Genomic DNA, 23,189 nt, shown 5'->3' on the forward strand with positions numbered 1-23,189 from the left:
TAGGCCAACATAAAGCGTCGCGGGATGGAGCAGCCCGGTAGCTCGTCAGGCTCATAACCTGAAGGTCGTAGGTTCAAATCCTACTCCCGCAACCAGTACTCTCGAACAACAAGCCGCCTCAGGGCGGCTTTGTTCGTTTTGGGGCACGCCCAACGACAAAAGACTCCCAAGATCGCCAAGCAGATCAATGTCCAAGGCATTGGAAGCGTTGGGCACAAGGCGAATGTTTTCAAGCAACGAGCGGAGGAGGGTCGTCGTCTCCGCTTTGGTGTCTGAGCTGTTGAGCTGCTCTGTGAGCGCCGCGACCTTGACACGGTACACATCAGAGAGGTGGCTGAACGGCCCACTTGGGTAGTTCATGTTAAAAGTTTGTGCATGATGGGCCTTTGATCCATTGGGATGATGACTTCAGTCGCAGGTGGGCGGATTGGTTCGCGACCTTTCAACAGTCCATCTGCATTCAACTGAGCCAGTAAGTCCACGATCTGGCGCCAGATGCCCTCGTCAGGCACAAGATTGATCATACTCGCAAGATGAAAAACGGGTGTGTTCAAGCCGTCAGCTCCCAGGTTCTCAATTTCTTTTTGACGCGGGCCCTCCCTGCTCAAACAGTGAGGACAAAAAGCCCACGGCGCGATCAACGCACCGGCACTGAGGCCAGAGATGAAGGCCCGGCGTCCCATGATCCAAAGGGCGCATCCATGACCGGCCGTTCGCCCCACTGTGACCACCTACGTTGGCGGGTTGGGGTGGTTTTGGCGGAGGTTTCATCAATAAAGGCAACGCGACCTGGTCGGCGCGAGATCGTTGGCAGACAGTGTTTGACGCAGTCCTCGCGCTGCTTATTTGCCCTTGCCCGGCGTCGCTCAGTCGCGACCAAAGTCCTTTGTATGTAAACTTGAGCTTGCGCAAGAACCGGCCGGTCGCATCCGTTAGCCCTTCAATATTGTCAAATCCATGCACTGTTTCTTTGGGAAGCTGTTTTGACAAATGATTGATGGACTTACCTTTGAAATACCGAGTTCAATTACAAGCCCGGCCTCCCCCTTTGCATACTCAGCGGCATAGTCCCAAAGATCCTGTGCCTTTTCTAAGACCATGGCATCGCCGAAATACGGTTCGACATAATCGGCAGAGTCAATGATGGAGCATTCCCGAAGAATTGGAAAGTCGCTCAGTTTGTAGGGGGGGCTTGCTCAGCAAATTGAACACGCGGCGTTGGTTCTTTTTGATCTTCTTTCCATCCCAACACGTCGCATAATCTGCGACGTTGGCGCGGCGCACAACATGCGATTGGAAGGTGCAAAAAGAGGCATCAGTTGATTGTTCAATGTCCTTATGGTCCGAAAACCCTTAGAAACGAGAATAACCGGGTGTCCCGCTAGTTTGTCGAGATTGCAATTCGCTTCGTCATTGCTAAGTGACTATCCCCCAAAGCGTGCCTTCATCTTTTCTGTCACAGGAAAGATAAACTGCTGACCCAGACGCGATGGCTTGTCCACTTTTGCAGGGACATCATCCACCGAAAGGACTGCGATATCGCGCTTTTCGCCACTGGTTTCGAGCACGTCTTGCACAGCCATCCGCACCTCTTTCCGGTCATTGTGAGATTTTAGCAGATCGTCGCCAGTGATATATCCGCCCACTTTCACCTTACGGATTGAAAGCTCTAGTTCGTCACGCACCTGCTGATAGGTGTGACTCGCATCGATATAGACCCAGTCAAAATGGCTATTGGGGAAGGTTGGCAATTCTTCTTGCGAAAACCCCCGGACAATCTTCACTTCTTTGTTGCCCTTAAAGCGATCGACAACCCCGGCATGAAGGGCCTTCATTGTGTCACTGTTTTCGAACCACCTGTTAGGATTTGCAGCGTCCCCCAATCGCTCGGCTAGAAGGTTCCAGGGATCAACGAGCACCAGTTTCTTAGGCTCGACAGTTCGCAAGATTTCCTCGGAGAAATCACCTTTCGAAACGCCAATCTCTGCCCCAACAGAGTTCTTGGGCAGGAGAGTTAATAGCGAATATCGGATGCGCTCCCGTCCGGAAGAAAATTCCCTGTCAGTCATTGAAGATGTCCTTTGAGTAAAAAGCTTGGGCTTTTCTACCTATTTTTAAAACCATTGTTCAAGTGGAACCGTCACCAGTTGCCAGTTCTAAGACGTTTACTATCGAGAGGTATTGTCGGGAACGGAATGTGTGTCGTCCGAAGTTGGACGGATTCACGGATTACACTGATACGTGGCTTTTGAAGGGTAAGCGGTGCGCACCCAAAACAACCATCCATCGGCACATCACGTAGCCTACCTTTACGCCGCCCTACGGGCCCACTTTTGCTCCTCCCCTGACAAAGCACCCCAAACCACAACTGGACCGCTACATTGAAGAATGCCTAAGGAGTTTGGTTTCTTTTCGCTTTGGTGAAAAGACCTTGATCTAACTTCCTGTCATTGGCAATTTGATGAAAACGGCATGTCGCATGTGACTCTGTCGCTGAATAATGCTCAAACAGGTTTATCGATGTCCAACAGTGCTTTAGTGTCTTGCAAAACCCAAAATTTGGATTTTTCGAAGCTTTTCAAGTATCAGTACCTAATATCACGAGTTCCTGATCCCGAGATACCGATGCGGTGCCACTCTCTTAGCGGGTGGACTGTTATGGCTGGCGACGAACTTCCAATGGCCTTTCTGCTGGACAAATCGGGCGTTCTTTTTGCGGTTTTTTTAGGCATTGGCGTAGACGTTGAGGGCCTTGTCGAAGGCGATCACCACGTTAAAACGCTGTCTGTTGATCAGGATAGTTTCTTCACTGATTTTGAAAGCTGGTTGATAGATGTGGCTGGGCGCTACACGATTTTGGTTTCGGCGCGTGGCGAGACACGGGCCTATACGGATCCGGTGGGCATGAACGGAATGGTTTATGATCCATCATCGCGACAGATCGCATCAAGCACGCTGTTGTGCCTGAACCGGCCGATTGAAGATCACCCAAGCTACGATCATAGTGTCGTGGAGCAAGGACAAGGGAAATACACGCTCTTCCACACCCGCGACGCCAAAGTCAGGCGGTGCAACCCAAACTGTTACATTGATTTGGGCGATTTTAGCGAACATCGGTTTTGGCCGAGACATGAGACCTTTGAGACAACTGACAGCAATCTGGCGATTTACGAAAACCTGACCTCGATGACGCGCCATGTCATTCGAAACATTAATGCAAAATACAAAACCGCGTTGCCTATGTCTGGAGGGCAGGACAGTCGATTGCTGGCAGTTTTGGCGGGTAGCGAAATTCATAATTTCGATCAGATTTTCACCCATATTCACAACTATGCCAGCCGCATTGATGCGACCATAGCCTCGGAAATTGCCAAGTTCTTGCAAGTGGACATCAGTATATCCGACAAGCGAACGACCAAGGTTTCCAAACTTAAAGCGCGACAAGAACAGGCAGAGTTTCAGGTCGCCGCTGGGCTGATCACGCCGCAGAACCGTGAGGTTGAACTTGGGCTGCATCACAATGTGCTGGAGGGCGCTGTAGTGATGCGGGGTCATCAAACTGATCTGTTGAGGGCTGTTTTTATTGATCGGCTGGGGCCTAAGTCACGCAAAAATCTTAAATGGCAGGTCAAACGCTTGTTGATCGTACCGCCCAGAGAATTCAGCGACGAAATATACCATAGGTTCCTGCCTGAATACGAAGCTTGGCTTGATACCTTGCCCGAAACCGCTCGGGAGAGGTCTGTGGATTTTATGTTCCTGGAAATCTACTATAGTTCGACGCTGGGTGTGACCTTCCCTGCCTTGACGCATAACTTCTTTATGTCGCCCTTCAACAGTCGGCGGCTCATTGCGCTAAGCCTGTCATTGGACGAGACGTACCGCCGCAAAAGCCATGTCGTAAATGATATGTTGCTGATGGGAAATCCTGCCCTGCACAGCATTCCTTTTGACTACGAATTTGGTGGGGGCCGCGATTTGGCCCAGATCCTGGACGGTGCCGAAATGGATGAAATTACAGCAGAGCGGCGGCAGAGTTCATATGCTCGGATGGCAGATTTGAGAGCCACAGCAGAACCGTCTACCACCTAATAACGGGCCATGCGGCCTGCGATATAAAAGGAGCAGCAACAGATGCGGCAAGACGTCGAATACGGAAAACTGAGAACCTTGGTTGAGGATTCTGTTGTTCGTATCAATCATCTGCCCCAAAAAGGCAGCCATCTGATTGTGTCTTTTGCCAGCATTGGCAAGGGGTGGCACCTGATGCCGCCGGATGAATTTGTTGGAACGATTAGCAAAATGCCCAATTGTTCGGGACTTTTCATTAGCGATATGACCCGGTCCTGGATGAATTCGAGTGTATTGCGCAACACCGTTGAGCGGGTCGTAAATGAGGTGATCGCCGAGTTTGAAATTGAGAAAGTGACGACACTTGGCCTCAGTATGGGGGCGTTCTCGGCTCTTGTTGCGCCTCGGCTTTTTCCGGTGGACACAGCTATCGCCTTATCCCCCCAGTTTTCGGTGTCCCGTGAGATTGTTCCAAGTGAAACACGCTGGCGGCACTGGACCAAGAATATACAAGACTTCCACTTCCCTTCAGTATTGCCGATTTCACCTATGGGACGCGTGGTGATCTGTCACGGTCTGGTGGATGATTATGAGCAGATGAAACTGTTCCCGCAGCAGGACAATGTCGATCATTTTGTTTTTCCGAATGCCCGCCATGCCGAGATTGGCAAGCTAATTAAGAAAGGCGGAAAACTGTCGCCCTTCATCACCGCTGCCAGTGCGCACAAGAAAAGGTCTGTGGCGCAAATTTTGCGCGGTTTGGGCGGTAGTTGGCGGATGCGCTACGAGGTCAGCGCCCATGGCGATGCTGCCGTGTGACAAGACCTTTGTACATCAGCTTAACGTTGCGCTGCTTTTTCCTCATTTACCACCTCTCTTTATTGACACGACTCTTAAAACAAAAAATGGATCGCCCGATCATGACGCCCAATGTTCGCAAGATGATCGTCGCGTTACATGCCAAGGTCATGATTTCGAGGCCGCCAAAATGGCCGATACTGGCCGCGTATTTCTGTCGGGGCAATGCACTCCACACGTTGGCTGCCTTGGATCGAAGAGAGCAAGATGTGGCAGCTCGTTTCCACAACCGCCCGCTCTTAGTCGAACGCCAATGCACGGCGTGAAAAAGTTGCCTCGTCGGTCCTTTGCTGCAGGCATACAAAGTTGGATCTGCGGCAAAATCTGCGGCAATGACCGCTAGTGCAGGCGACAAACCGGTTCCAGAAAATTGTGCGCCAATCCAGTCAAAACAAGTTTTATCTGGTTTTCAGGTTTGCCAAGGTATGCGCCCTTGTTGATTTCGATACCAAAGTCGACGCGAGAAGCCATCTTATCCGCGCCAGTAGCGCGCCAGATAACAAAGCCTTGCACTGCCAAATCCTGATCTTTGGGCGACTGGCCTTTGATCAGTAAATCAACGCGCGGTCGTCCATCGGAATTTTGGTGTGGGAGGCGCCGTTTTGCACCGGAGCCAACGCTCCGGCCCAAAGTAAGTCGAATTGCGGAAAACGCCCCCACAGCAGGTTGGAAAACACGGTCGCATCCGTCGCTTCAATGCAGCGTGAACAAAGTCTCTTGACCCGCCGCAACGTCGTAAACCGCTCCCTGCGGACGATCTAAGGCCTCTATATCCTTTCGCGGGAGGTCACGAATAAGCCCGCGGATCATACAAAGGGTCACCGAATGGGAAACAAGAATGGTTGGGCGTTCCAGTCCACTTAGAAATGCCACACATCGAGCGCGCAGGTTGTCAAAACCTTCTCCACCTGGTGCTGTCAAAAAGAGCCGCATCATATTGCAGTCTTTCACGAGCTCTCCAGTGTCCACAATTTCCCCGTATGTTTTGCCTTCCCAGTCCCCGGCGTTGATTTCTGCAACCAAAGGATCAAATCGCGGCAGTTTCCCAACCGCCCCAAGAGCAATCAGGGCGGTCTCTTGGGCCCTTCCTAAAGGGCTGCAGACCGCATCAAAGCTCTCGACGCCTTTGATTTGTTTTAGGATGTGCCCCTGTTGGCGGGCTTGCGCCCGCCCTAGGTCCGTGAGTGGTGAGTTTTTGCGACCCTGCAACCGGCCCTGCCGGTTCCATTGTGTTTCGCCGTGGCGCAACAGAAGCAGGCGCGGGCCGGAATAGACAAAGCTCATGAGGCAACAATCACCGCTTCGTTGGTGTTGACCTTCAGGTGCACGTCGCTGCCGGTGTCACGCCAGTCATGTCCCACGTGGTGAAACTGATCAACAATCATTTCGGTGCCCGAGGTGCGTACAATGTAGCGCACCTGACTGCCCATGAACTCGCGGTGCAGGATTGTGCCGGGCAAAGTGTCTGCCCCCGCCTGATCCACGATCTGCATGTTCTGCGGCCGCAGGACAATCGATCCGGCGCCTTCGTGACCGTCACTGAGCGGCAGCACATCGCCCGCACTGGTGCGGAACCTCTTGGCGCCCCCATCACTTTCCACCTGTCCACCGAGGATATTGGCGGTGCCAAGAAACTCAGCCACAAACAGGTTTTCGGGCGTGTCATACAACACCTGTGGTGTGCCAATTTGCTGGATCACACCTTTATCCAACACCGCCATGCGATCTGCGGTGGTGTTGGCCTCTTCCTGATCGTGGGTCACAAAGATGGTGGTCAGCCCCAGTTTGCGTTGCAATGCCAGCAATTCCCTGCGCATTTGCACCCGCAGGCTGGCGTCTAGGTTGGACAAAGGCTCATCCAGCAGCAGGACTTCCGGTTCCACAACCACCGTACGGGCCAGTGCGATCCGCTGTTGTTGCCCGCCCGAGAGCTGGTTTGGCATGCGGTCTGCCAAATGGGTCAGCCCAACCAATTCAAGGGCGGCGTCGACCTTGGGCGCAATCTCCGATGCAGGCATTTTGCGTTCTTTGAGACCAAAACCAACGTTGTCCCGCACCGACATATGTGGCCACAGCGCGTAAGACTGGAACACCATACCCACATTGCGTTTCCACGGCGGCAGGTTGACCACATCACGCCCGCCAATGCGGATGCTGCCTTGCGGTGTGGGCCCAAACCCAGCGATGGAGCGCAACAGCGTCGATTTGCCAGAGCCGGAGGGCCCGAGGAAGGCGAAGAACTCGCCCGGTTGAATGTCGAGGTTCACCCCGGTCAGCACCTCGGTTTCCCCGAAAGAGAGGTGCAGATCGTTGATTTCAATTCCGACCATTTGATTTGTCATAGTTCTATACTCCCGCACGTTTAGTGCGACTGATCCGTGGATTTGAATTTCTTGTCGCGCTCAATCATCAACTGCGACAGGAAGGTGCCGAGACCGACGATGATGACAGCAACCACACCAAGGGCTGCGCCAGCGCCACGTCCGGACGGCGTTTGCATGAAGAGGTAGATGCCATAAGCCAGCGGCGCGTCACTTTCCGAGCTCACCAGCATGATGGTGGCCGAAAGCTCGACCGCCGCGGTGGCAAAGGAGGTCACAAAGCCCGCCAGAATACCGCCCGACATCAGCGGGATCACAATCCTGCGAATGGTGGAGCCTTTGGTTGCGCCAAGGCTTTCCGCAGCTTCTTCCAGCGCCAACGACACCTGTTGCAACGCGGCAGTACAAGCACGCAATGCGTAGGGTAGGCGGCGGATCATCAGCGCCAGCGCAATGATCACCCACCAGCTGGCCATCGGCTTATCCGTGAACGGGATGTCGATGGAGTGGAACACCCGCAGGTAGCCAATGCCCAGCACCACACCCGGCACAGCCAAAGCGGCGGTCGCGAGATAGTCGAGCGACTTACGCCCCCAGATGCCGGTACGGATCACGATATAGGCAATGGCGGTGCCAATGATCACATCCAGCACAGCTGCGATGCCCGCGTAGATCACCGTGTTGGTGATGAACTGCTTCGAGTTCTCCCACATCACGACGTAGTTCTGCAGGGTGAAACCGTCAGGCAGCGGTGCAAAGCTCCAGATGGTGGCAAAGCTGAGCAGGGTCAGGCCGATGTGCGGGCTGAGCACCAGAATGAGGATGAAGGCCACAACCGCGTAGGCGGCAATCTTTTCCCCTGTGCGCAGGTCGCGTCGAGACAGACCGCCGCCGCCTTTTTGCACCGTGGAGTAGTCTTTGCCGCGCATCACAAGGAAGGAGGCCCAGAGCGAGAAGATCGAGAAGGCCACCAGAATAAAGCTGATCACATAGCCCATTGGATCGCTGATCCCAATCGAGCTGATCCGCAGGAAGGCCTGTGGTGCCAGCATGTTGTTCACGTTGAGCAGCAGGGGCGTGCCAAGATCGTCAAACACCTTGATGAACACCAGCGCGGCACCCGCCACATATCCAGGCATGGCCAGTGGGAACACAATCCGACGGAACAGGCGCATGCCTTGCGAGCCGAGGTTCTGCGCGGCTTCTTCCATAGACCGGTCGATGTTGCGCAGGCTGGTCGACAGGTTGATCAGGATAAACGGGAAGTAGTGGATCGACTGCACCAGAATGACGCCGTTGAGCCCCTCCATAAAAGGGATGTTGATGCCAAACTTCTCTTCCATCAGCAGGTTGACTGTGCCGTTGCGGCCAAAGATCAACTGCATCGCCACCGCGCCAACAAAGGGCGGCATGATCAGCGGGATGAAGCCCAAACTTTGGATCACCACGGAGCCGGCAAAGTTGAAGCGCGTGGTGATGTAGGCCAAGGGCAACGCGATGACAGTGGCAAACACCACCGACATGGCGGAGACGTAGAAAGAGTTCCAGAAGCTTTCGCGGAACAGCGAGGTGCGGAAGAAGTCCACAAAGTTTTGCAGCGTCAGAGCGCCGGTGTTGGGATCGAGAAAGGCGACGTAGATCACCTGAAAGACGGGGATGATCAGCAGGCCGATCAAAAGGATGGCAATGATCAGCGCGGCGGCATGAAGGCCGGTGACGCGCGGAAAGATCGACGCCGGGAGACGGTCAAGCAGAGACGGACCGCCGGCGTTGTGCGGCGAGGCATTCGACATGGGAAAGTACCCGAGAATTTAGAGGAAGAGTGGCTTTGGTGCCGGGGAGTGACCTGCACCAAAGCGGGGGGGCGAGGCGGCGAAAACCGCCTCGGGAGGTGCCGTTACAGAGCGGCGGCTTGGTCAGCCAGCTCTTTGGCTTTGCGGTAGTTTTCAACCACCATAGCGTCCCAGCGCTGTTCAACTTCGGCCTGACGCTCGCCAACCGTGTCGGAGGCTTTCTTGCGCTTTTTGGTGAAGATGCCAGCGAACTCCGCGTCCATCGATTTGGCTTCGTCAATAGGGTTGGCGTCGATCAAGGCACGAGCCTCCGCGATCAGCGCTTTGGCCTCGGCATTGTCGCCACCCACATGTTTGGCTTCGGCGGCCTGCACCGCGCCCACGGCGGCGCGCAGATCGTCCAAACGATAGGTGATCATCACGTCAAACATGGAGTTCACCAGGTTGTAACGTGCACCAGACTTGGCGACGTCAAACTTCACAGCCGCACCAATGGACCCGTCCTCAAACGGGTTTGGGAAGCCTTCTGGCGCATTTGCATAAGTCGCTGGGTTGATCGGCAAACGCATGATTGCCGGATCCAACAACACTTCCTGACCAGCCGGTGTCAGCAGGTGTTCCACAAAGGTTTTGGCAGCCGCTTCATTTGGCGCATTTTTCACCACAGCGATGTTGGCTGGCACCAAGGCAGTGACCTCAGGATACGCGAAGTCCACCGGGAAGCCGGAAGCTTTGGAGCTAAAGCCAAAGAAGTCGATCACAATGCCAAGGCCAAAGTTGCCGGTGTTCACGCCATCCGGCACACCAAATGAACGCTCGGTTACGGTGGAGAAATTGCCGCCGATCCATTTCCATTCCGCCCATCCATTGTCCCAACCTTCACCCTGCAGAACTGTTTCCACAGTCAGGTGAGTGGTGCCAGAGCGTGACGGCGCAGACATGCCAACGTGGCCATGATACGCGGCGTCTTTCAATTCCGCCCAGTTTTTGGCCGGTTCAAGCTTCTTGGCTTTTAGGTAACGCTCATTCCACATGATGCCGTAACCCGCAGCAGCAAAGCCATAATACTTGCCGTCTGGGTCATTCATCGGATAGGCGCCGATTTTTTCCGGGATGCCGTCAGAATTGATCTCGACGGCAGCCAGAAGATCGTCACCTTTCAGGACTTCAAATGCATCCGGAGCGGACGCCCAGAAGATATCCGCCGTGTTGGCGTCTGAAATCTCTTGAATGTATTTTACACCAGCGGAGGTTTTTTTATTCAGGATCTCCAGATCGATGCCCGGGTTGGCCGCTTCAAAAGCTGCCTCAATTGGGCCGGTCATCGAGTTGGGGAATGAGGTGACCACAACCACTGTGTCGGCCGCCAAAGCTGCGGATGCAGAGCTCAGGGCCAGAGCGGCCACAGATGCGCGAAAAGTTTGTTTCATATTTTCCTCCCATTGATGGGCAACACAAGTATAGCCCATCGATGGTCAAACCCTAACGATCCAATAATAACAGGCTCAACGGGTGATTTTGAAACAGGCCTGATTGCAGTTGTGGGTCACTTTTGACACGCCCATTTGTGTCATATTTGACCGATCACTCCTCGATGCCGCAGTGCTTCAGGCGCAGATACAACCGCTTGCGGGGGATGCCGAGCAGATCGGCCGCTGCCGCCTTGCGCCCGCCACTCTGAATCAGCGCGTTGCTCAGCAATTCACGCTCGTGGCGCAACATTGCATCGTCATAGGTTTCGCTGATCTGCGCCGCCGCTCGATCATCCAAGCGGACAGTCAAGCCAACCACCAATTTTTCCGCCACATTGCGCAGTTCCCGGACATTGCCGGGCCAAGTGTATTTCCCCAATGCCTCAAGGTCCGGGACCGGCATCGCTTTCTGCGATTTTCCATGACGGGCAGCAGCCCTCTGAATGAAATGATCCAGCAGAACAAACACATCACGCCCCCGTTCTTTGAGGGGTGGCAACTCGATCTGCGCTACGTTGATCCGATAAAGCAAATCGCTGCGCAATTTACCACCGGCCAGAAGCTCCTCTGGCTTGTGGCTGACGGAGGCCACGACCCGTGGTGCATTTGGACCGTCAAAAATGCGCAACAGCTGCGCCTGCAGCCGATCGCTAAGCGCTTCGATGTCCTGCAGATGCAAGGTCCCTCCAGATGCACGGGCCACGGCGCCACCTTCGTCAAAAAGCGTGCGCTCAATGGTGTCTTGCGACACGGCTGAACAATTGACGACAACAAACTCTTCAGCAGCGTTTGGCGACAGGTCGTGTATCGCGCGTGCCGCCGCAGTTTTGCCGGTGCCGTCTTGCCCCCAAATCAAAACGTCTACCTGTAATGGGGCCACGGCCTGAATGTCGCGCCGCACAAACCGCATGGCCTTGGACCGGCCAACCAGCCGTTCTTCCAAAGGCAGCGTGGCACGGGCTTTGTGTTGGAGATTGGTCAACTCCACTTGCAGGCTGCGCATTTTTAACGCCCGCAAAACCACCTGATGCAAATGATCGGGATGCACCGGTTTTTCCAGAAACTCAAAGGCGCCGTTGCGCATGGCCTGTACCGCGACGGGGACATCTCCGTGCCCCGTGAATAAGATCACCGGAACGTCTGGGGCCAGTCGCTTGACCTCTTTCTGAAAAGACAGGCCGTCCATGCCGGGCATGCGAATATCACTGAGAACAACGCCGGACCATTCCGGATCAAGCGCTTCCAGCGCTTCAGCGGCGCGGGCAAACCCACGGGCAGATATCTTGTGTTTGTGAAATGTGTCTAACACGGCCTCGCGCAGGTCGTCGTCGTCATCCACAAGGAATATCTGCGCCTGCATACCGTTAGTCCTCTCTGCGAAGAACAAGCGTTGCCGTGGCCCCTGGAGCATCTACATTTGGGGTCAGCCGCAAATCGCCGTTCAAGTCTTTCATGATGTTGTAGGAGATCGAAAGGCCAAGTCCCAGACCCTTTCCCACCTCTTTGGACGTTACAAATGGGTCCAACGCGTCCGAGGCTGGAATGAGGTCAAAACCAGCTCCGTTGTCGCGTACTGAGAGCTGTACAGTGTCCCCTTCGCGTCGGGCTGAGACGTCGATCCGTCCGGGGTGTTCGGTCTGCTGGATGGCATCCAACGCATTGGACAGGATGTTGACCAACACCTGTTCGATCAGAATTTTGTCACCCAAAACACTCATGTCAGCCAACGTGCTTTGTATGTGCACTTGGACATCCTCTTGCGTCACCCGCGCTTTTAGCAGGGCAAGTGAGTCCGCCACCATCTCATCCAACGGCAAGTGGTCCTCACTGAACTCCGAACGCCGCGCAAAATTACGCAAATATGCGATTGTCCGGGTCATGCGGTCGATTAATCCATCAAGTCGTGACATTTGGCGTGTGACCATCTCGCTATCACCCTCGGCCACAAAGTCTTCTAGCAGGTGTAGACGATGCTGCATCGCCGCCAGCGGTTGATTCAACTCATGAGCAATGCCCGCGGACATTTGCCCCAACGCGGCCATCTTTCCGGCTTGGATCAATTCCATCTGCGTTTGTTTGAGGGTTTCAACCGCGCGGCGGCGTTCTTGAACTTCGCTTTCAAGGGACGCCAGCGCGGCGTCGCGTGTTTCAATGGAACGCTCAAATTCGGAAATGGCCACAGAGAGCTGCACAATCTCGTCGTCTTCCTGGTTAGGCGGCAGTTTGAGGTTCTGACCCTGCGCAATGTCGCTGAGGTTTTTGGTCATTTGGCGCAGAGGGCGTACAATGCCGCTGCGCACATAGCCAAACAACACGCCCACGCCAACAAAAGCAGCCAACATGGTCAATCCAACCAGCCAACGGATTGCCACCGCAGACGCCCGCCGCGCCCGCTCTGTGTCAGCCAGAATGCGCGCCCGCTGTTCTGCTCCCGCGGCGGACAAGACCGATTGAAGAGTCCTTAGATCGGCCTGCAAAGCAGACAGGCTAGTCAGAATTTGGGCTTGCCCGTCAAGCCAGCCGCGGCGCAGGCTAAACACCCCGGTTTTGCTGGTGGCAACGGGAACCAGAGCGTCTACTGATTGTCGCAAAGTGGCCAGTTCCGGTTTGTGAGGCAATTGTTGTTGCAAGAGCGACATGTGCACCAGCGCGTCATCCGTCAAACCACGCAGCTGCTGCAGCCGTGGCAGGCTTTCAGCCACCGCAGCTTGAAACACCAGCGTGGCGGCATTGGCGGTGCCATCCCCCAATCGTCGGACTGTGTCCCTTTGGCGGGCTTCTTCTTCGATCAAAGTTGCCTGACGCGCGCGGAAATTGGCGTCGGCGCTGTTGACGATGCTGCTCATGGCCAGCGCGATGTTGAAGGAAAAGTCACTCAGGAGGGGATCAACCTCGTCCTGCACATCGGCATTTAACCACCGCAGCGCGTTTAGCTGCGTGCCCATTTGGTGCTCCGCTTGTGAGATCGCCGTTTGCAGCGCCTGAATCTGGCCCAACTCGTCTGTGACATGGGCGACAACATCGGCGGCATCATTGGTTCTGCTGGTTTCGGCAATGGCATCCAAGCTTCCAATCAGCGCGTGTTTGATGTCCAGGAATTCGTCACTGGTGTTCGCATCTGTGCTTTGCCCCACAATTTGCGTGGCCATGGTGGACAGCTGCGCCGAGTATTCCGCCAAAGCGTTCACAGCCGCCAAAGCAGGGATTTGCTCAGACGCAATAGCGGTATAATCGCGCTGGGCTTTTAGGAAAAAAACAATCGATACGGCCAGCACCAGCCACACGATCAGGATGATCCCTGAAATGCTAAACAGCAATCGGTTCCAGACGGACGCGCGCGGGCGTTTGGGAAAAACGGCCCGCATCAGTCGCGCACCACGTCTTGTGCAGCCCGCTGCTCCAAAACACGCAACAAGCTGTCAGCCTTGTGCAATATGCCGCGTGACGCCTCGCGCCAGGCTTGCACACTACTTTTTTGTTGGTCCGACAGGGTGGCAAAAGCATTGCCATTGGTGGCCCGCCCTTCATTGCCAACGTCAGTTTCGCCAATTGGAAATGAAGTCAAAAGACGTCGGATTTTATGCATCTCCACAGTTGGGGCATCGTGTTGCGCTTCCAGGACACGCAGCCTGCGCCAAGCCTCACGGCGCGTCTCAAACACGTCAAACACAAAGGCATCAAACAACGCATTTACCGCCCAGTACCTTTCGCTGGCCAAAGCGGCATCGTATTCTAACCAATTCAACGTCAGCGCATTTTCCAGGACTTGATGATAAGGGGCGGTGGCTTCCGCTCGGATACTGGCGGAATGAGGCGTTCGTGCAATGTCTGGTGTCATCAGCAACCTTTGGCCAGCATCAGAGACCACAAATTCAACAAAATGATGGGCGGCTGCTGGCGCGTTCCCGCCCGCCAGAATGCCTATTCGCGCTGGTGTGACCATAACCGGTGTCCCATAAATAAATGTCAGGTCGTCCTCCGCTCGTGCGTGGGCCAGAAAATCGATCGTTAAACCAATCTCAAATCGCCCATTGGCCACCCCGTCCAACACTGTGAAGCTGCGCGCTGTGATGGTGCTCAGATTGCCTGCCAGCTCCAGCAGGTAGGCCCAGCCCTCCTGCCAGCCGCGCACCTGCAACGTGCGTTCCAGCATCATATGGGTCGAGCCGGAGCGTGAGGGGCGCGCCATAGCAATGGTCCCGGTTTTGTCTGTGGCCAAAAGCGCCTCCCAGTCCGCAGTTTTGGCGCTTGGGCCGGTGCGTTTTCGTGTCCAACCCAACGCTGAGTAGGCAAAGGAATACACGTCTGGCGCACCGAAGGTGTCAGATGCTGTCAGGTGTCCATTTTGTTTCAGAAGCTCAAATGCTTCCGGAGAAGAGGACCAGAAAACATCAAACCGCCGTTCATTACCGCGCAGCAACTCATCAACTGAGGCATTGGTGTTTTTGTTGAGTACGGCAACTTTGACATCCGGAAAAAGCTCACCAAACGCGACCACAAACGGTTGATAAAAACTGGGCGGCATAGACGTCAGCACACGCAGTTGTTGCGCCTGTAGCGGTGTGCTGATCACCCCAACGCAAAACGTCGCAATTGTCAGTGGCTTTTTCAACCATTCTCCTGCGTTCCACATTAGTTTTGTCACTGCGAGCCTCCCCAAGCCGATGCGATCTTCCCCGTTGGAGGTGGGGGCAAGTCGCATGACTTGGCAGCATAGCGTCCGGTTGCAAGCTGGCAACCGATGACGTGCGGCATGTTTTTTGCAGGAAAACGCGGAAAATTTACCGTGTTTGCATGTGGTCATGTTGAGAGGTACGCTGGGAAAACGCGGGCAAAACGCTGATATGAATTGGGATGAAAAATGGAAAAACGACGAATTGTATCCTCGCGGCACTTGGCCGAAGGCGACGGCTGGGAGGCCTCGGAGGTCGAGTACGGTATGATCATTGCTTATAACGCTTTTTCGCGCTGGATGACCCGTTGCATGGCAGCGGCTGGCAACGCTGATCTGACGCCTCTGGAAATTCTGGTTCTGCACAATCTCAATCACAGAGATCGGGATAAGCGTCTGACTGATATCGGGTTTTTACTCAATATTGAGGACAGCCACACGGTCAATTACGCCCTCAAGAAGCTGTTGAAAATGGGGCTAATCGAGTCTGAAAAACGCGGCAAAGAGGTGTTTTATCGCCCCTCTGAGGCAGGCATCGCGCTGTGCGAAGATTACCGTACCGTGCGCGACCGCTGTTTTGTTGAGGGATTGTCTCGTCTGGATATGACCGGAGACGATATGCGTGACATCGCCTCCAGTCTGCGTCTTTTGTCTGGCCAATATGATCAGGCCAGCCGGGCCGCTGCCTCGCTTTAGCGGCTCATCAGCTCGGGCAGGTAGGTCACGATTTGCGGGAACACCGCGATCAGGCCGACACCCACCAGCAACAACAGGAAAAAGGGGAAGGCCGCCTTGGCCACCTCCAAAATGTTGATGCCGGTCATGCCTTGGATGACAAACAAGTTGAAGCCCACAGGCGGGGTGATCTGGCTCATTTCCACCACGATCACCAGATAGATACCAAACCACAGCGGGTCGATGCCCACGGCGGCAATCATTGGCATGATGATCGAGGTGGTCAGCACCACCACCGAAATACCGTCCAAAAAGCACCCCAGGATGATGAAGAAGATGGTCAGCGCAAATAGCAGCATGGGGGCAGAGAGGTTCATCTCGGCAATCCATGTCGCGAGGTTGCGCGGCAAGCCGGTGAAGCCCATCGCCACCGACAGGTAAGCCGCACCCAGTAGGATAAAGGCAATCATGCAGGAGGTGCGCGTGGCGGACAGAAGCGCATCCATAAACAGCTTCCAGCTAAAGCCGCCGGATAGCCAAGCTAGCAAAGTTGCCAGCACCACGCCCAATGCGGCAGCGTCGGTTGGGGAGGCCAGTCCGGTGTAGATCGAGCCAATCACACCAATAATCAGTAGGGCCACCGGGATCAAGTTGCGGGAGGCTTTGATGCGCTCAACAAAGCTGAACTGTTTGGCTTCTTGCGGGATCAACTCCGGGTTCATCCATGCCCGCACAGCCACGTAGCCTGCAAACAGGGTGATCAACATAACACCGGGCAATACGCCCGCGATGAACAGACGGGCAATCGATTGTTCGGTGGCCACGCCATAAACAATCAGGATGATCGACGGCGGGATCAGCAAGCCCAATGTGGCAGAACCCGCGAGCGTGCCAAGGATCAGGCTTTGCGGATAGCCGCGTTTGGTCAGCTCCGGCACAGACATCCGGCCAATGGTGGCGGCGGTGGCGGCAGAGGAGCCGGACACGGCAGCAAAGATGGCGCAACCAAAGACGTTTACGTGTAGCAGGCGTCCCGGTGCACGTCCCAGCCAGGGTGCAAGGCCAGAGAACATGTCGTTGCTCAGGCGGGAGCGTAAGAGGATTTCTCCCATCAGAATAAACAGGGGCAGGGCGGTCAACGCCCAACTGTGAGAGTGTCCCCAGAATGTGGTGGCCAGCACCAGTCCCGCCGGAGCGTTGGAGAAGGTAAGAAGCGCAACCAGCGCCACGGCGCCCAAAGACAGTGCCACCCAAAGGCCAGCAGCCAAGCAAAGAAGCAGCAGGCCCAGCAGGACCAAAGCAATTAACGGATCAGCCATGTCTTACACCTCGTCTGGAGTGCTGAGGACGGGTGAGCCGGTTGTCACCAACTCCACAAGCGTGTGCAGCAGCGCGACAAGCAACAAACCCATGCCAAAGGTCATGGCGGATTGCGGCAGCCAAAGCGGTACGGGGATGATGCCGTTGGAGACGTCGCCGTAATGCAGGCTTTCCAACACCAGCGCTCCGCAGAAGTAGAGCGCATAGCCAACAAAGACGCTGGCGACTGCCAGTGCCAAGAATTCTGTGAGGATGACAGCGCGGGGAGACAGGCGTTGGACCACTAGGTTCACCCGGATGTGCCCGCCTGAGCGTAAGGTGTAAGCCATGGCGAGGAAGGTGGCTCCTGCCAACATGAAACCTGCAAAATCAGCATAAGATGGGATGGTTGAGGGCAGCAGGCCGGGCATCAAGCGGCCAACACCGTTGAGCACAATCTGCGCACTGATCAACAGGCAAATTGTCAGGATCAGAAAGGCGCTGAGCATCCCTGCGGCCTTATAGGTTGCGTTTAGAAAACGGCGCATGACAAACCTCTCCCCATCGGTTTGGTGATACAAAAAGACCGGCGGCACGGGGTGTCGCCGGTCTCTCATAAGTGGTGCTTATTGCTGGTATGTGGTCAGGATCGACAGCGCGGCGTCAGACGCGTTGCCTTTCCAGTTGTCCAGCATTTTGGTGCCGATGCCCTGCAGCCCCTCGACCAGCGCTGCACTTGGCTCGTAAACGGTGATGCCGTTGGCTGCCAGCTCTGCGGTTTTGGCGTCTGCTTCTGCTGCAGACATTTCCCAACCGCGGGTTTCCGCGGTGGCAGCTGCTGCCAGAACGGCCGCTTTTGTGTCATCGCTCAGCTTGTCAAACACACGCTGGTTCACAACAACGATGTTCTTTGGCACCCAGGCGTTGATCGGGCTGTAGTGGGTGACAAAGTCCCAAGCGGTGGAGTTCACACCGGTGGAGGGCGAGGTGATCATCGCCTGTACCTGACCGGTGGAGAATGCCTGTGGAATGTTGGACGCTTCCACCTGAACCGGCGCGGCACCTGCCAAAGTGGCAAATTCTTCCAGCGCCGCGTTATAGGCACGGAAGCGCAGGCCGTTCAGGTCAGCCACAGTGGCAATTTCGCCGTTGGTATAAAGACCCTGCGCTGGCCATGGCACGGAGAACAGTGGCACCAGGCCCTGTTCGGCCAACAACTCAGTCACAACCGGCTTTTGCGCATCCCAGAGCTTTTTGGCTTCGTCATAAGAAGTTGCCACCAGCGGCTGGCTGTCGATGCCATAGGCCAGATCTTCGTTGGACAGGCGGGACAGGAAGAACTCACCAGCAGGCACCTGACGTGAACGCACGGCGTTTTTGATCTCCGCGTGTGGGATCAGCGAACCCGCAGTGTGCAGGGTGATGTTCAGATCACCATTGGTGGCTTCACGCACATCATCGGCAAACTGTGCGATGTTCTGGGTGTGGAATGTGCTGTCGCCATAGGGCGTTGGCATGTCCCAAGCGTCTGCATAAGCAGGGGCGGCGCAGGTCAGCGCCGCCGTGAAGGCGATTACATGTTTCATAGGTTGCTCCCTGTTCGTTTTTACGATTCTTACAATTACATTACGTTGACAAATTGTCAGCGTTATAAACATAAAGCAACTATAAAGTTGATTCGAGGAGAACGGCATGTCCACGCAACCAGCAGAGAAGTGGCAGTTTTGGGTCGACCGTGGCGGCACGTTCACGGACATTGTGGCCAAGGCCCCGGACGGTGCGCTGCACAGCCATAAGCTCTTGTCAGAAAACCCGGAAATCTACCGGGACGCGGCGGTGCATGGCATTCGCACTCTGCTGAAACTGGACGCCGACACGGAGATTCCCGAAGGCAAAATCGCTGCTGTAAAAATGGGCACAACGGTGGCCACCAACGCGCTTTTGGAACGCAAAGGCGAGCCGGTTGTGCTGCTGATCACCAAAGGTCTGCGGGATTTGCTGCGGATCGGCTATCAGAATCGCCCGAAACTTTTTGACCTCGACATCCAACTGCCGGAACTCCTCTATGATGAAGTCATCGAGATCGACGAGCGTCTGGATGCGGATGGCAACATCATCATTGACCTAGACGAAGATGCCGCCCGCGCAGCCCTAAGCGCCGCGCACGCCAAAGGCTTCCGCTCCGTTGCCATTGCGCTGATGCACGCCTACCGCTTCCCGGATCACGAGCAGCGTCTTGGCAAAGTGGCCGAGGAGATCGGCTTCTCTCAAATTTCACTCAGCCATGAGGCCAGCCCACTGATCAAGCTGGTGGGCCGGGGCGACACCGCTGTGGTTGACGCCTATCTCTCGCCTATCTTGCGTCGCTATGTGGATCAGGTCGCTGACGCGCTGGGCACGGATCAAGGCGGCTGTGACCGACTGATGTTCATGCAGTCCAACGGTGGCCTCACCGACGCGAGCCTGTTCCAGGGACGTGACGCCATTCTCTCCGGTCCCGCTGGCGGCGTGGTTGGCATGGTGCGCTCCGCCGCCGAACTGGGTTTTGATAAGCTCATCGGCTTTGACATGGGCGGCACCTCTACCGACGTCTGCCACTACGCGGGCGAATACGAGCGCTCCTTTGAAACCGAGGTCGCAGGTGTGCGCATGCGCGCGCCAATGATGTCGATCCACACCGTGGCGGCGGGTGGCGGCTCGATCCTGTCGTATCGCGACGGTCGCATGCAGGTTGGCCCAGAAAGCGCGGGTGCCAATCCGGGACCATGCGCCTATCGCCGAGGTGGGCCGCTCACGGTCACAGACTGCAACGTGCTGCTGGGCAAGCTGCACCCCGACCATTTCCCCCATGTCTTTGGGCCCAATGGTGATTTGCCGCTAGATGCGGACGCCGTGCGCGCCAAATTCGAAACGCTGAAGGCTGAAATTGGCACCGACAAATCGGTGGAGGATCTTGCCGAAGGTTTCCTGCGCATTGCGGTGGAAAACATGGCCAACGCAATTAAGAAAATCTCTGTGCAGCGCGGCTATGACGTGACCAAATACACCATGAACTGCTTTGGCGGTGCGGGTGGTCAACACGCTTGTCTGGTGGCCGACGCGCTGGGCATGGAAAGCATCTTTATCCACCCGTTTGCTGGTGTGCTTTCTGCCTTTGGCATGGGGCTGGCCGATATCCGCGCCATGCGGGAGGCCCAACTTGGGTGTGCGCTGGAAGACAGCAACGCCGCATCACAGCTGGCAGAAATTGCAGCCGCCGCGCGCGCGGAGGTGGCCAGCCAAGGCGTGGCCGCGACAGACATCACCGTGGAGCAACGCGCCCACATCCGTCCGCAAGGCGCACAGCAAAGCCTGCCGGTGGAGTTTGGCAACGCTGACAAAATGCGTGTGGACTTTGTCACTGCCCACAAGCAACGCTTTGGCTTTGCCCCTGACACCGATGATTTGATCATCGATGTGTTGGAAGCGGAGGCCATCGGCCAAACCGGCGAGCCGGTGACCATGCCGGACCCATCCAGCGCTGTGCGCTCCGACGCAACTGTGACGTTCCACCTCAATGGCGCGTGGCAGGACATTCCGCTGGTCGATCGGACCACTTTGGCTATTGGGGACAGTGTCACCGGTCCAGCCATCCTGACCGAACCCACCGGCACCAATATGATCGAAGACGGCTGGCAGGCCACCTGTGCAGCGGGCGGCAACCTTGTGCTCAAACGCATTGTGCCGCTGGCCCGCAAAGAGGCAATTGGCACCTCGGTTGATCCGGTCATGCTGGAGGTCTTCAACAATCTCTTTATGTCGATTGCCGAACAGATGGGCGCCACACTGGCCAACACCGCCTATTCGGTGAACATCAAAGAACGCTATGATTTCTCCTGTGCGATGTTTGACCAAAACGGAGATCTGGTGGCCAACGCCCCGCATGTACCGGTGCATCTGGGCTCCATGTCGGAAAGCGTGCGCACCGTGCTGCGTACCAACGCGGGCAAAATCCGCCCCGGCGATGTGTTCATGATGAACAACCCGTTCAACGGCGGCACCCACTTGCCGGACGTAACCGTGATCACGCCGGTGTTTGACAAAGCGGGTGAGGAGATCCTCTACACCGTGGCGTCACGTGGACACCACGCCGACATTGGCGGAAAAACGCCCGGCTCCGCGCCGCCCGATAGCCGCACCATCGACGAAGAAGGCATTGTGATCGACAATTTCCTGTTGGTGGATCGTGGCACCCTGCGCGAAGAGGCGGCGCGTGAGCTGCTCGCCTCCGGCCCATACCCGTGTCGCAACGTGGATCAAAACATGGCCGACCTTGCGGCACAGGTCGCGGCGAATGAAACCGGCGCAACCGAGCTGCGCAAGATCACAGCGCAGTTTGGTCATGGCACGGTGCAGGCCTACATGGGCCACGTACAAGACAATGCCGAAGAAAGCGTGCGCCGCGTGCTCGACGTGCTGCATGATTGCAGCTTCTCTTACCCGTTGGATGATGGTGCCAAAATCGAAGTGGCCATTTCCGTCGACAAGGCCGCGCGCAGCGCGACCATCGACTTCACCGGTACCTCGGATCAAAGCCCGCTGAACTACAACGCGCCCATGGCGATCTGTCGCGCGGTGGTGCTCTATGTCTTCCGCACCATGGTGGGCAGCGACATTCCGATGAACGAAGGCTGTCTGAAGCCGCTGAGCCTGATTGTGCCCGAAGGCAGTATGATCAACCCGCGTTATCCGGCGGCGGTGATCTCCGGCAACACCGAGGTCAGTCAGGCGATCTGCGACACGCTCTACGGCGCGCTGGGCGTGATTGCAGGAAGCCAAGGCACAATGAACAACTTTGTTTATGGCAACGACACCCATCAGAACTACGAAACCATCTGCGGCGGCACCGGGGCGGGGGACGGCTTTGACGGGTCCAGCGCTGTACACAGTCACATGACCAACACCCGCATGACCGACCCAGAAGTTTTGGAAACCCGCTTCCCGGTGCGCGTGGATGAGTTCTCCATTCGCCACGGTTCTGGCGGGCAGGGGCAGACGTCCGGCGGCAACGGCATTGTGCGTCGGCTGCGGTTTAACGAGCCGATGACAGTGACGGTTCTGTCCTCGCATCGCGTGGTGCCACCACATGGTGCGCAGGGCGGGGGTACAGGCGCGGTTGGTGAAAACAGCGTTGTGCGCGCGGATGGCGCGGTTGTAGCGCTTCAGGGCAATGACCAAGCAGACCTTGAAGTGGGGGATGTTTTTGTGATGAAAACGCCCGGCGGCGGAGGTTTTGGCGCGCTCTAAGCGCCAAAATACGCACCTCCGTGATACAGTCGCGATACAGACGTAATACCGACGTCCCAAATTCGTACATTTGGGGCGGTTAATGAGAGGTAAAATGACACAAAAGCCAACCATCCTGGTGTCCGGTTACGGCTCTTGGGCCAAAGCCCGAAACAACCCTGCTGCTTTGGTTGCAGTGCGTCTTGGGCAAGAAGAGTTTGACTGCTGCAATTTGGTGGCTGTCGAACTGGATGTGGACACTAACGCCTTGCAGGATAACGTAAATCGACTTTTGGAAGCGCATCAGCCGGATGGATGGATTGGGCTTGGTGTGTCAAGTTCCGCCGTGGTCGAGCCGGAGATGGTGGGCGTGAACTGGCGCCATTTTGGGGTGCCGGATGTGACGGGTGCAAAGCTCACAACAACCCCGATTGTTGACGGTGGTCCAGCTGCCTACAACGCCACATTGCCATGTGCAGATATGGTGATGGCAATGAGGTCTCAAGGCATTCCCGCAGCGCTCTCATTTTCCGCGGGAACACATCTGTGCAACCAACTAATTTATACCTTGGCGCACACCGCAAAAAGCCGTGGTACGGATCTCAAAAGCGGATTTGTGCACATACCGCAAACGCCTGAAAATATTGCCGAAAAGGCCGAGGTGGCGCCGTCGATGGGACTCTCTATTTCGACCAGCGCCATTCGTGCCTGTGTCGAGGTTTTAGCTGCCAATCTCGTGCCCAAACCCGAGGCAATGTGACGT

General features: G+C 55.9%; 16 protein-coding genes and 1 tRNA gene. 6 read left to right on the forward strand and 11 right to left on the reverse strand.

Annotation, left to right across the window (positions count from 1 at the left end; genetic code table 11):
• Positions 1 to 18: 18 nt before the first annotated feature.
• A tRNA-Met gene (locus QOL67_RS20685) sits at positions 19 to 95 on the forward strand.
• A 1,329-nt stretch (positions 96 to 1,424) separates the two neighbouring features.
• Here the strand turns inward: QOL67_RS20685 and QOL67_RS20690 are convergent.
• Entirely contained in the window at positions 1,425 to 2,069 is a 645-nt protein-coding gene (locus QOL67_RS20690; protein ID WP_283427896.1) for a class I SAM-dependent methyltransferase, read from the reverse strand.
• A gap of 403 nt (positions 2,070 to 2,472) precedes the next feature.
• Between QOL67_RS20690 and QOL67_RS20695 the strand changes: the two genes are divergently transcribed.
• Together QOL67_RS20695 and QOL67_RS20700 are read left to right on the forward strand one after the other, a co-directional pair.
• Positions 2,473 to 4,092 (forward strand): hypothetical protein, encoded by a 1,620-nt coding sequence (locus QOL67_RS20695; RefSeq protein WP_283427897.1) that lies wholly within the window; start codon positions 2,473 to 2,475, stop codon positions 4,090 to 4,092.
• A gap of 42 nt (positions 4,093 to 4,134) precedes the next feature.
• Positions 4,135 to 4,890, forward strand: coding sequence for a hypothetical protein (locus tag QOL67_RS20700; RefSeq protein WP_283427898.1), 756 nt, complete (start codon positions 4,135 to 4,137; stop codon positions 4,888 to 4,890).
• Between the two features lie 732 nt (positions 4,891 to 5,622).
• Here QOL67_RS20700 and QOL67_RS20705 read toward each other — a convergent pair.
• From QOL67_RS20705 to QOL67_RS20735, 7 genes are all read right to left on the reverse strand, one after another.
• Positions 5,623 to 6,213 carry a histidine phosphatase family protein gene (locus QOL67_RS20705; RefSeq protein ID WP_283427899.1) on the reverse strand — a complete coding sequence of 197 codons (591 nt, stop codon included), beginning with the start codon at positions 6,211 to 6,213 and terminating at the stop codon, positions 5,623 to 5,625.
• Positions 6,210 to 7,271 (reverse strand): ABC transporter ATP-binding protein, encoded by a 1,062-nt coding sequence (locus QOL67_RS20710; protein ID WP_283427900.1) that lies wholly within the window; start codon positions 7,269 to 7,271, stop codon positions 6,210 to 6,212. Before QOL67_RS20710 ends, QOL67_RS20705 begins: the two co-directional genes overlap by 4 nt.
• 20 nt (positions 7,272 to 7,291) lie before the next feature.
• Positions 7,292 to 9,043, reverse strand: a complete 1,752-nt coding sequence (locus QOL67_RS20715) for an ABC transporter permease (protein ID WP_283427901.1) — start codon at positions 9,041 to 9,043, stop codon at positions 7,292 to 7,294.
• A gap of 104 nt (positions 9,044 to 9,147) precedes the next feature.
• Positions 9,148 to 10,473, reverse strand: a complete 1,326-nt coding sequence (locus QOL67_RS20720; RefSeq protein WP_283427902.1) for an ABC transporter substrate-binding protein — start codon at positions 10,471 to 10,473, stop codon at positions 9,148 to 9,150.
• Between the two features lie 154 nt (positions 10,474 to 10,627).
• The gene (locus QOL67_RS20725) at positions 10,628 to 11,875 is read right to left on the reverse strand and encodes a sigma-54-dependent transcriptional regulator (RefSeq protein WP_283427903.1); all 1,248 of its coding nucleotides are present in this window, start codon (positions 11,873 to 11,875) and stop codon (positions 10,628 to 10,630) included.
• 4 nt (positions 11,876 to 11,879) lie between these two features.
• A complete protein-coding gene (locus QOL67_RS20730) occupies positions 11,880 to 13,880 on the reverse strand; it encodes an ATP-binding protein (RefSeq protein ID WP_283427904.1) in 2,001 nt (666 codons plus the stop codon).
• A complete protein-coding gene (locus QOL67_RS20735; RefSeq protein WP_283427905.1) occupies positions 13,880 to 15,160 on the reverse strand; it encodes an ABC transporter substrate-binding protein in 1,281 nt (426 codons plus the stop codon). The genes QOL67_RS20730 and QOL67_RS20735 overlap by 1 nt, the downstream gene beginning before the upstream one ends.
• A 216-nt stretch (positions 15,161 to 15,376) precedes the next feature.
• On the opposite strand from QOL67_RS20735, the gene QOL67_RS20740 reads away from it, so the two are divergent.
• The gene (locus tag QOL67_RS20740; protein ID WP_283427906.1) at positions 15,377 to 15,883 is read left to right on the forward strand and encodes a winged helix DNA-binding protein; all 507 of its coding nucleotides are present in this window, start codon (positions 15,377 to 15,379) and stop codon (positions 15,881 to 15,883) included.
• Here the strand turns inward: QOL67_RS20740 and QOL67_RS20745 are convergent.
• The 3 genes from QOL67_RS20745 to QOL67_RS20755 form a co-directional block, all read right to left on the reverse strand.
• Entirely contained in the window at positions 15,880 to 17,181 is a 1,302-nt protein-coding gene (locus tag QOL67_RS20745) for a TRAP transporter large permease (RefSeq protein ID WP_283427907.1), read from the reverse strand. The two genes, QOL67_RS20740 and QOL67_RS20745, sit on opposite strands and share 4 nt — an antisense overlap.
• 3 nt (positions 17,182 to 17,184) lie before the next feature.
• Entirely contained in the window at positions 17,185 to 17,709 is a 525-nt protein-coding gene (locus QOL67_RS20750) for a TRAP transporter small permease (RefSeq protein ID WP_283427908.1), read from the reverse strand.
• A gap of 78 nt (positions 17,710 to 17,787) precedes the next feature.
• Positions 17,788 to 18,747 (reverse strand): TRAP transporter substrate-binding protein, encoded by a 960-nt coding sequence (locus QOL67_RS20755; RefSeq protein ID WP_283427909.1) that lies wholly within the window; start codon positions 18,745 to 18,747, stop codon positions 17,788 to 17,790.
• Positions 18,748 to 18,853: 106 nt separating this feature from the next.
• Here QOL67_RS20755 and QOL67_RS20760 point away from each other — a divergent pair, with 106 nt between their 5' ends.
• Together QOL67_RS20760 and QOL67_RS20765 are read left to right on the forward strand one after the other, a co-directional pair.
• Positions 18,854 to 22,447, forward strand: coding sequence for a hydantoinase B/oxoprolinase family protein (locus QOL67_RS20760; RefSeq protein WP_283427910.1), 3,594 nt, complete (start codon positions 18,854 to 18,856; stop codon positions 22,445 to 22,447).
• Positions 22,448 to 22,541: 94 nt separating this feature from the next.
• The gene (locus QOL67_RS20765; protein WP_283427911.1) at positions 22,542 to 23,186 is read left to right on the forward strand and encodes a pyroglutamyl-peptidase I; all 645 of its coding nucleotides are present in this window, start codon (positions 22,542 to 22,544) and stop codon (positions 23,184 to 23,186) included.
• Positions 23,187 to 23,189: the final 3 nt, after the last annotated feature.

This window comes from Shimia sagamensis, assembly GCF_900182745.1.
Lineage (GTDB): Bacteria > Pseudomonadota > Alphaproteobacteria > Rhodobacterales > Rhodobacteraceae > Shimia > Shimia sagamensis.

What these genes read in the sequence shown, in the direction of transcription:
- QOL67_RS20730 (WP_283427904.1), bottom strand. Translation starts at nt 13,880, where the DNA reads ATGCGGGCCGTTTTTCCCAAACGCCCGCGCGCGTCCGTCTGGAACCGA.
- QOL67_RS20750 (WP_283427908.1), bottom strand. Translation starts at nt 17,709, where the DNA reads ATGCGCCGTTTTCTAAACGCAACCTATAAGGCCGCAGGGATGCTCAGC.
- QOL67_RS20720 (WP_283427902.1), bottom strand. Translation starts at nt 10,473, where the DNA reads ATGAAACAAACTTTTCGCGCATCTGTGGCCGCTCTGGCCCTGAGCTCT.
- QOL67_RS20715 (WP_283427901.1), bottom strand. Translation starts at nt 9,043, where the DNA reads ATGTCGAATGCCTCGCCGCACAACGCCGGCGGTCCGTCTCTGCTTGAC.
- QOL67_RS20690 (WP_283427896.1), bottom strand. Translation starts at nt 2,069, where the DNA reads ATGACTGACAGGGAATTTTCTTCCGGACGGGAGCGCATCCGATATTCG.
- QOL67_RS20745 (WP_283427907.1), bottom strand. Translation starts at nt 17,181, where the DNA reads ATGGCTGATCCGTTAATTGCTTTGGTCCTGCTGGGCCTGCTGCTTCTT.
- QOL67_RS20760 (WP_283427910.1), top strand. Translation starts at nt 18,854, where the DNA reads ATGTCCACGCAACCAGCAGAGAAGTGGCAGTTTTGGGTCGACCGTGGC.
- QOL67_RS20755 (WP_283427909.1), bottom strand. Translation starts at nt 18,747, where the DNA reads ATGAAACATGTAATCGCCTTCACGGCGGCGCTGACCTGCGCCGCCCCT.
- QOL67_RS20740 (WP_283427906.1), top strand. Translation starts at nt 15,377, where the DNA reads ATGGAAAAACGACGAATTGTATCCTCGCGGCACTTGGCCGAAGGCGAC.
- QOL67_RS20765 (WP_283427911.1), top strand. Translation starts at nt 22,542, where the DNA reads ATGACACAAAAGCCAACCATCCTGGTGTCCGGTTACGGCTCTTGGGCC.
- QOL67_RS20725 (WP_283427903.1), bottom strand. Translation starts at nt 11,875, where the DNA reads ATGCAGGCGCAGATATTCCTTGTGGATGACGACGACGACCTGCGCGAG.
- QOL67_RS20700 (WP_283427898.1), top strand. Translation starts at nt 4,135, where the DNA reads ATGCGGCAAGACGTCGAATACGGAAAACTGAGAACCTTGGTTGAGGAT.
- QOL67_RS20710 (WP_283427900.1), bottom strand. Translation starts at nt 7,271, where the DNA reads ATGACAAATCAAATGGTCGGAATTGAAATCAACGATCTGCACCTCTCT.
- QOL67_RS20695 (WP_283427897.1), top strand. Translation starts at nt 2,473, where the DNA reads ATGTCGCATGTGACTCTGTCGCTGAATAATGCTCAAACAGGTTTATCG.
- QOL67_RS20705 (WP_283427899.1), bottom strand. Translation starts at nt 6,213, where the DNA reads ATGAGCTTTGTCTATTCCGGCCCGCGCCTGCTTCTGTTGCGCCACGGC.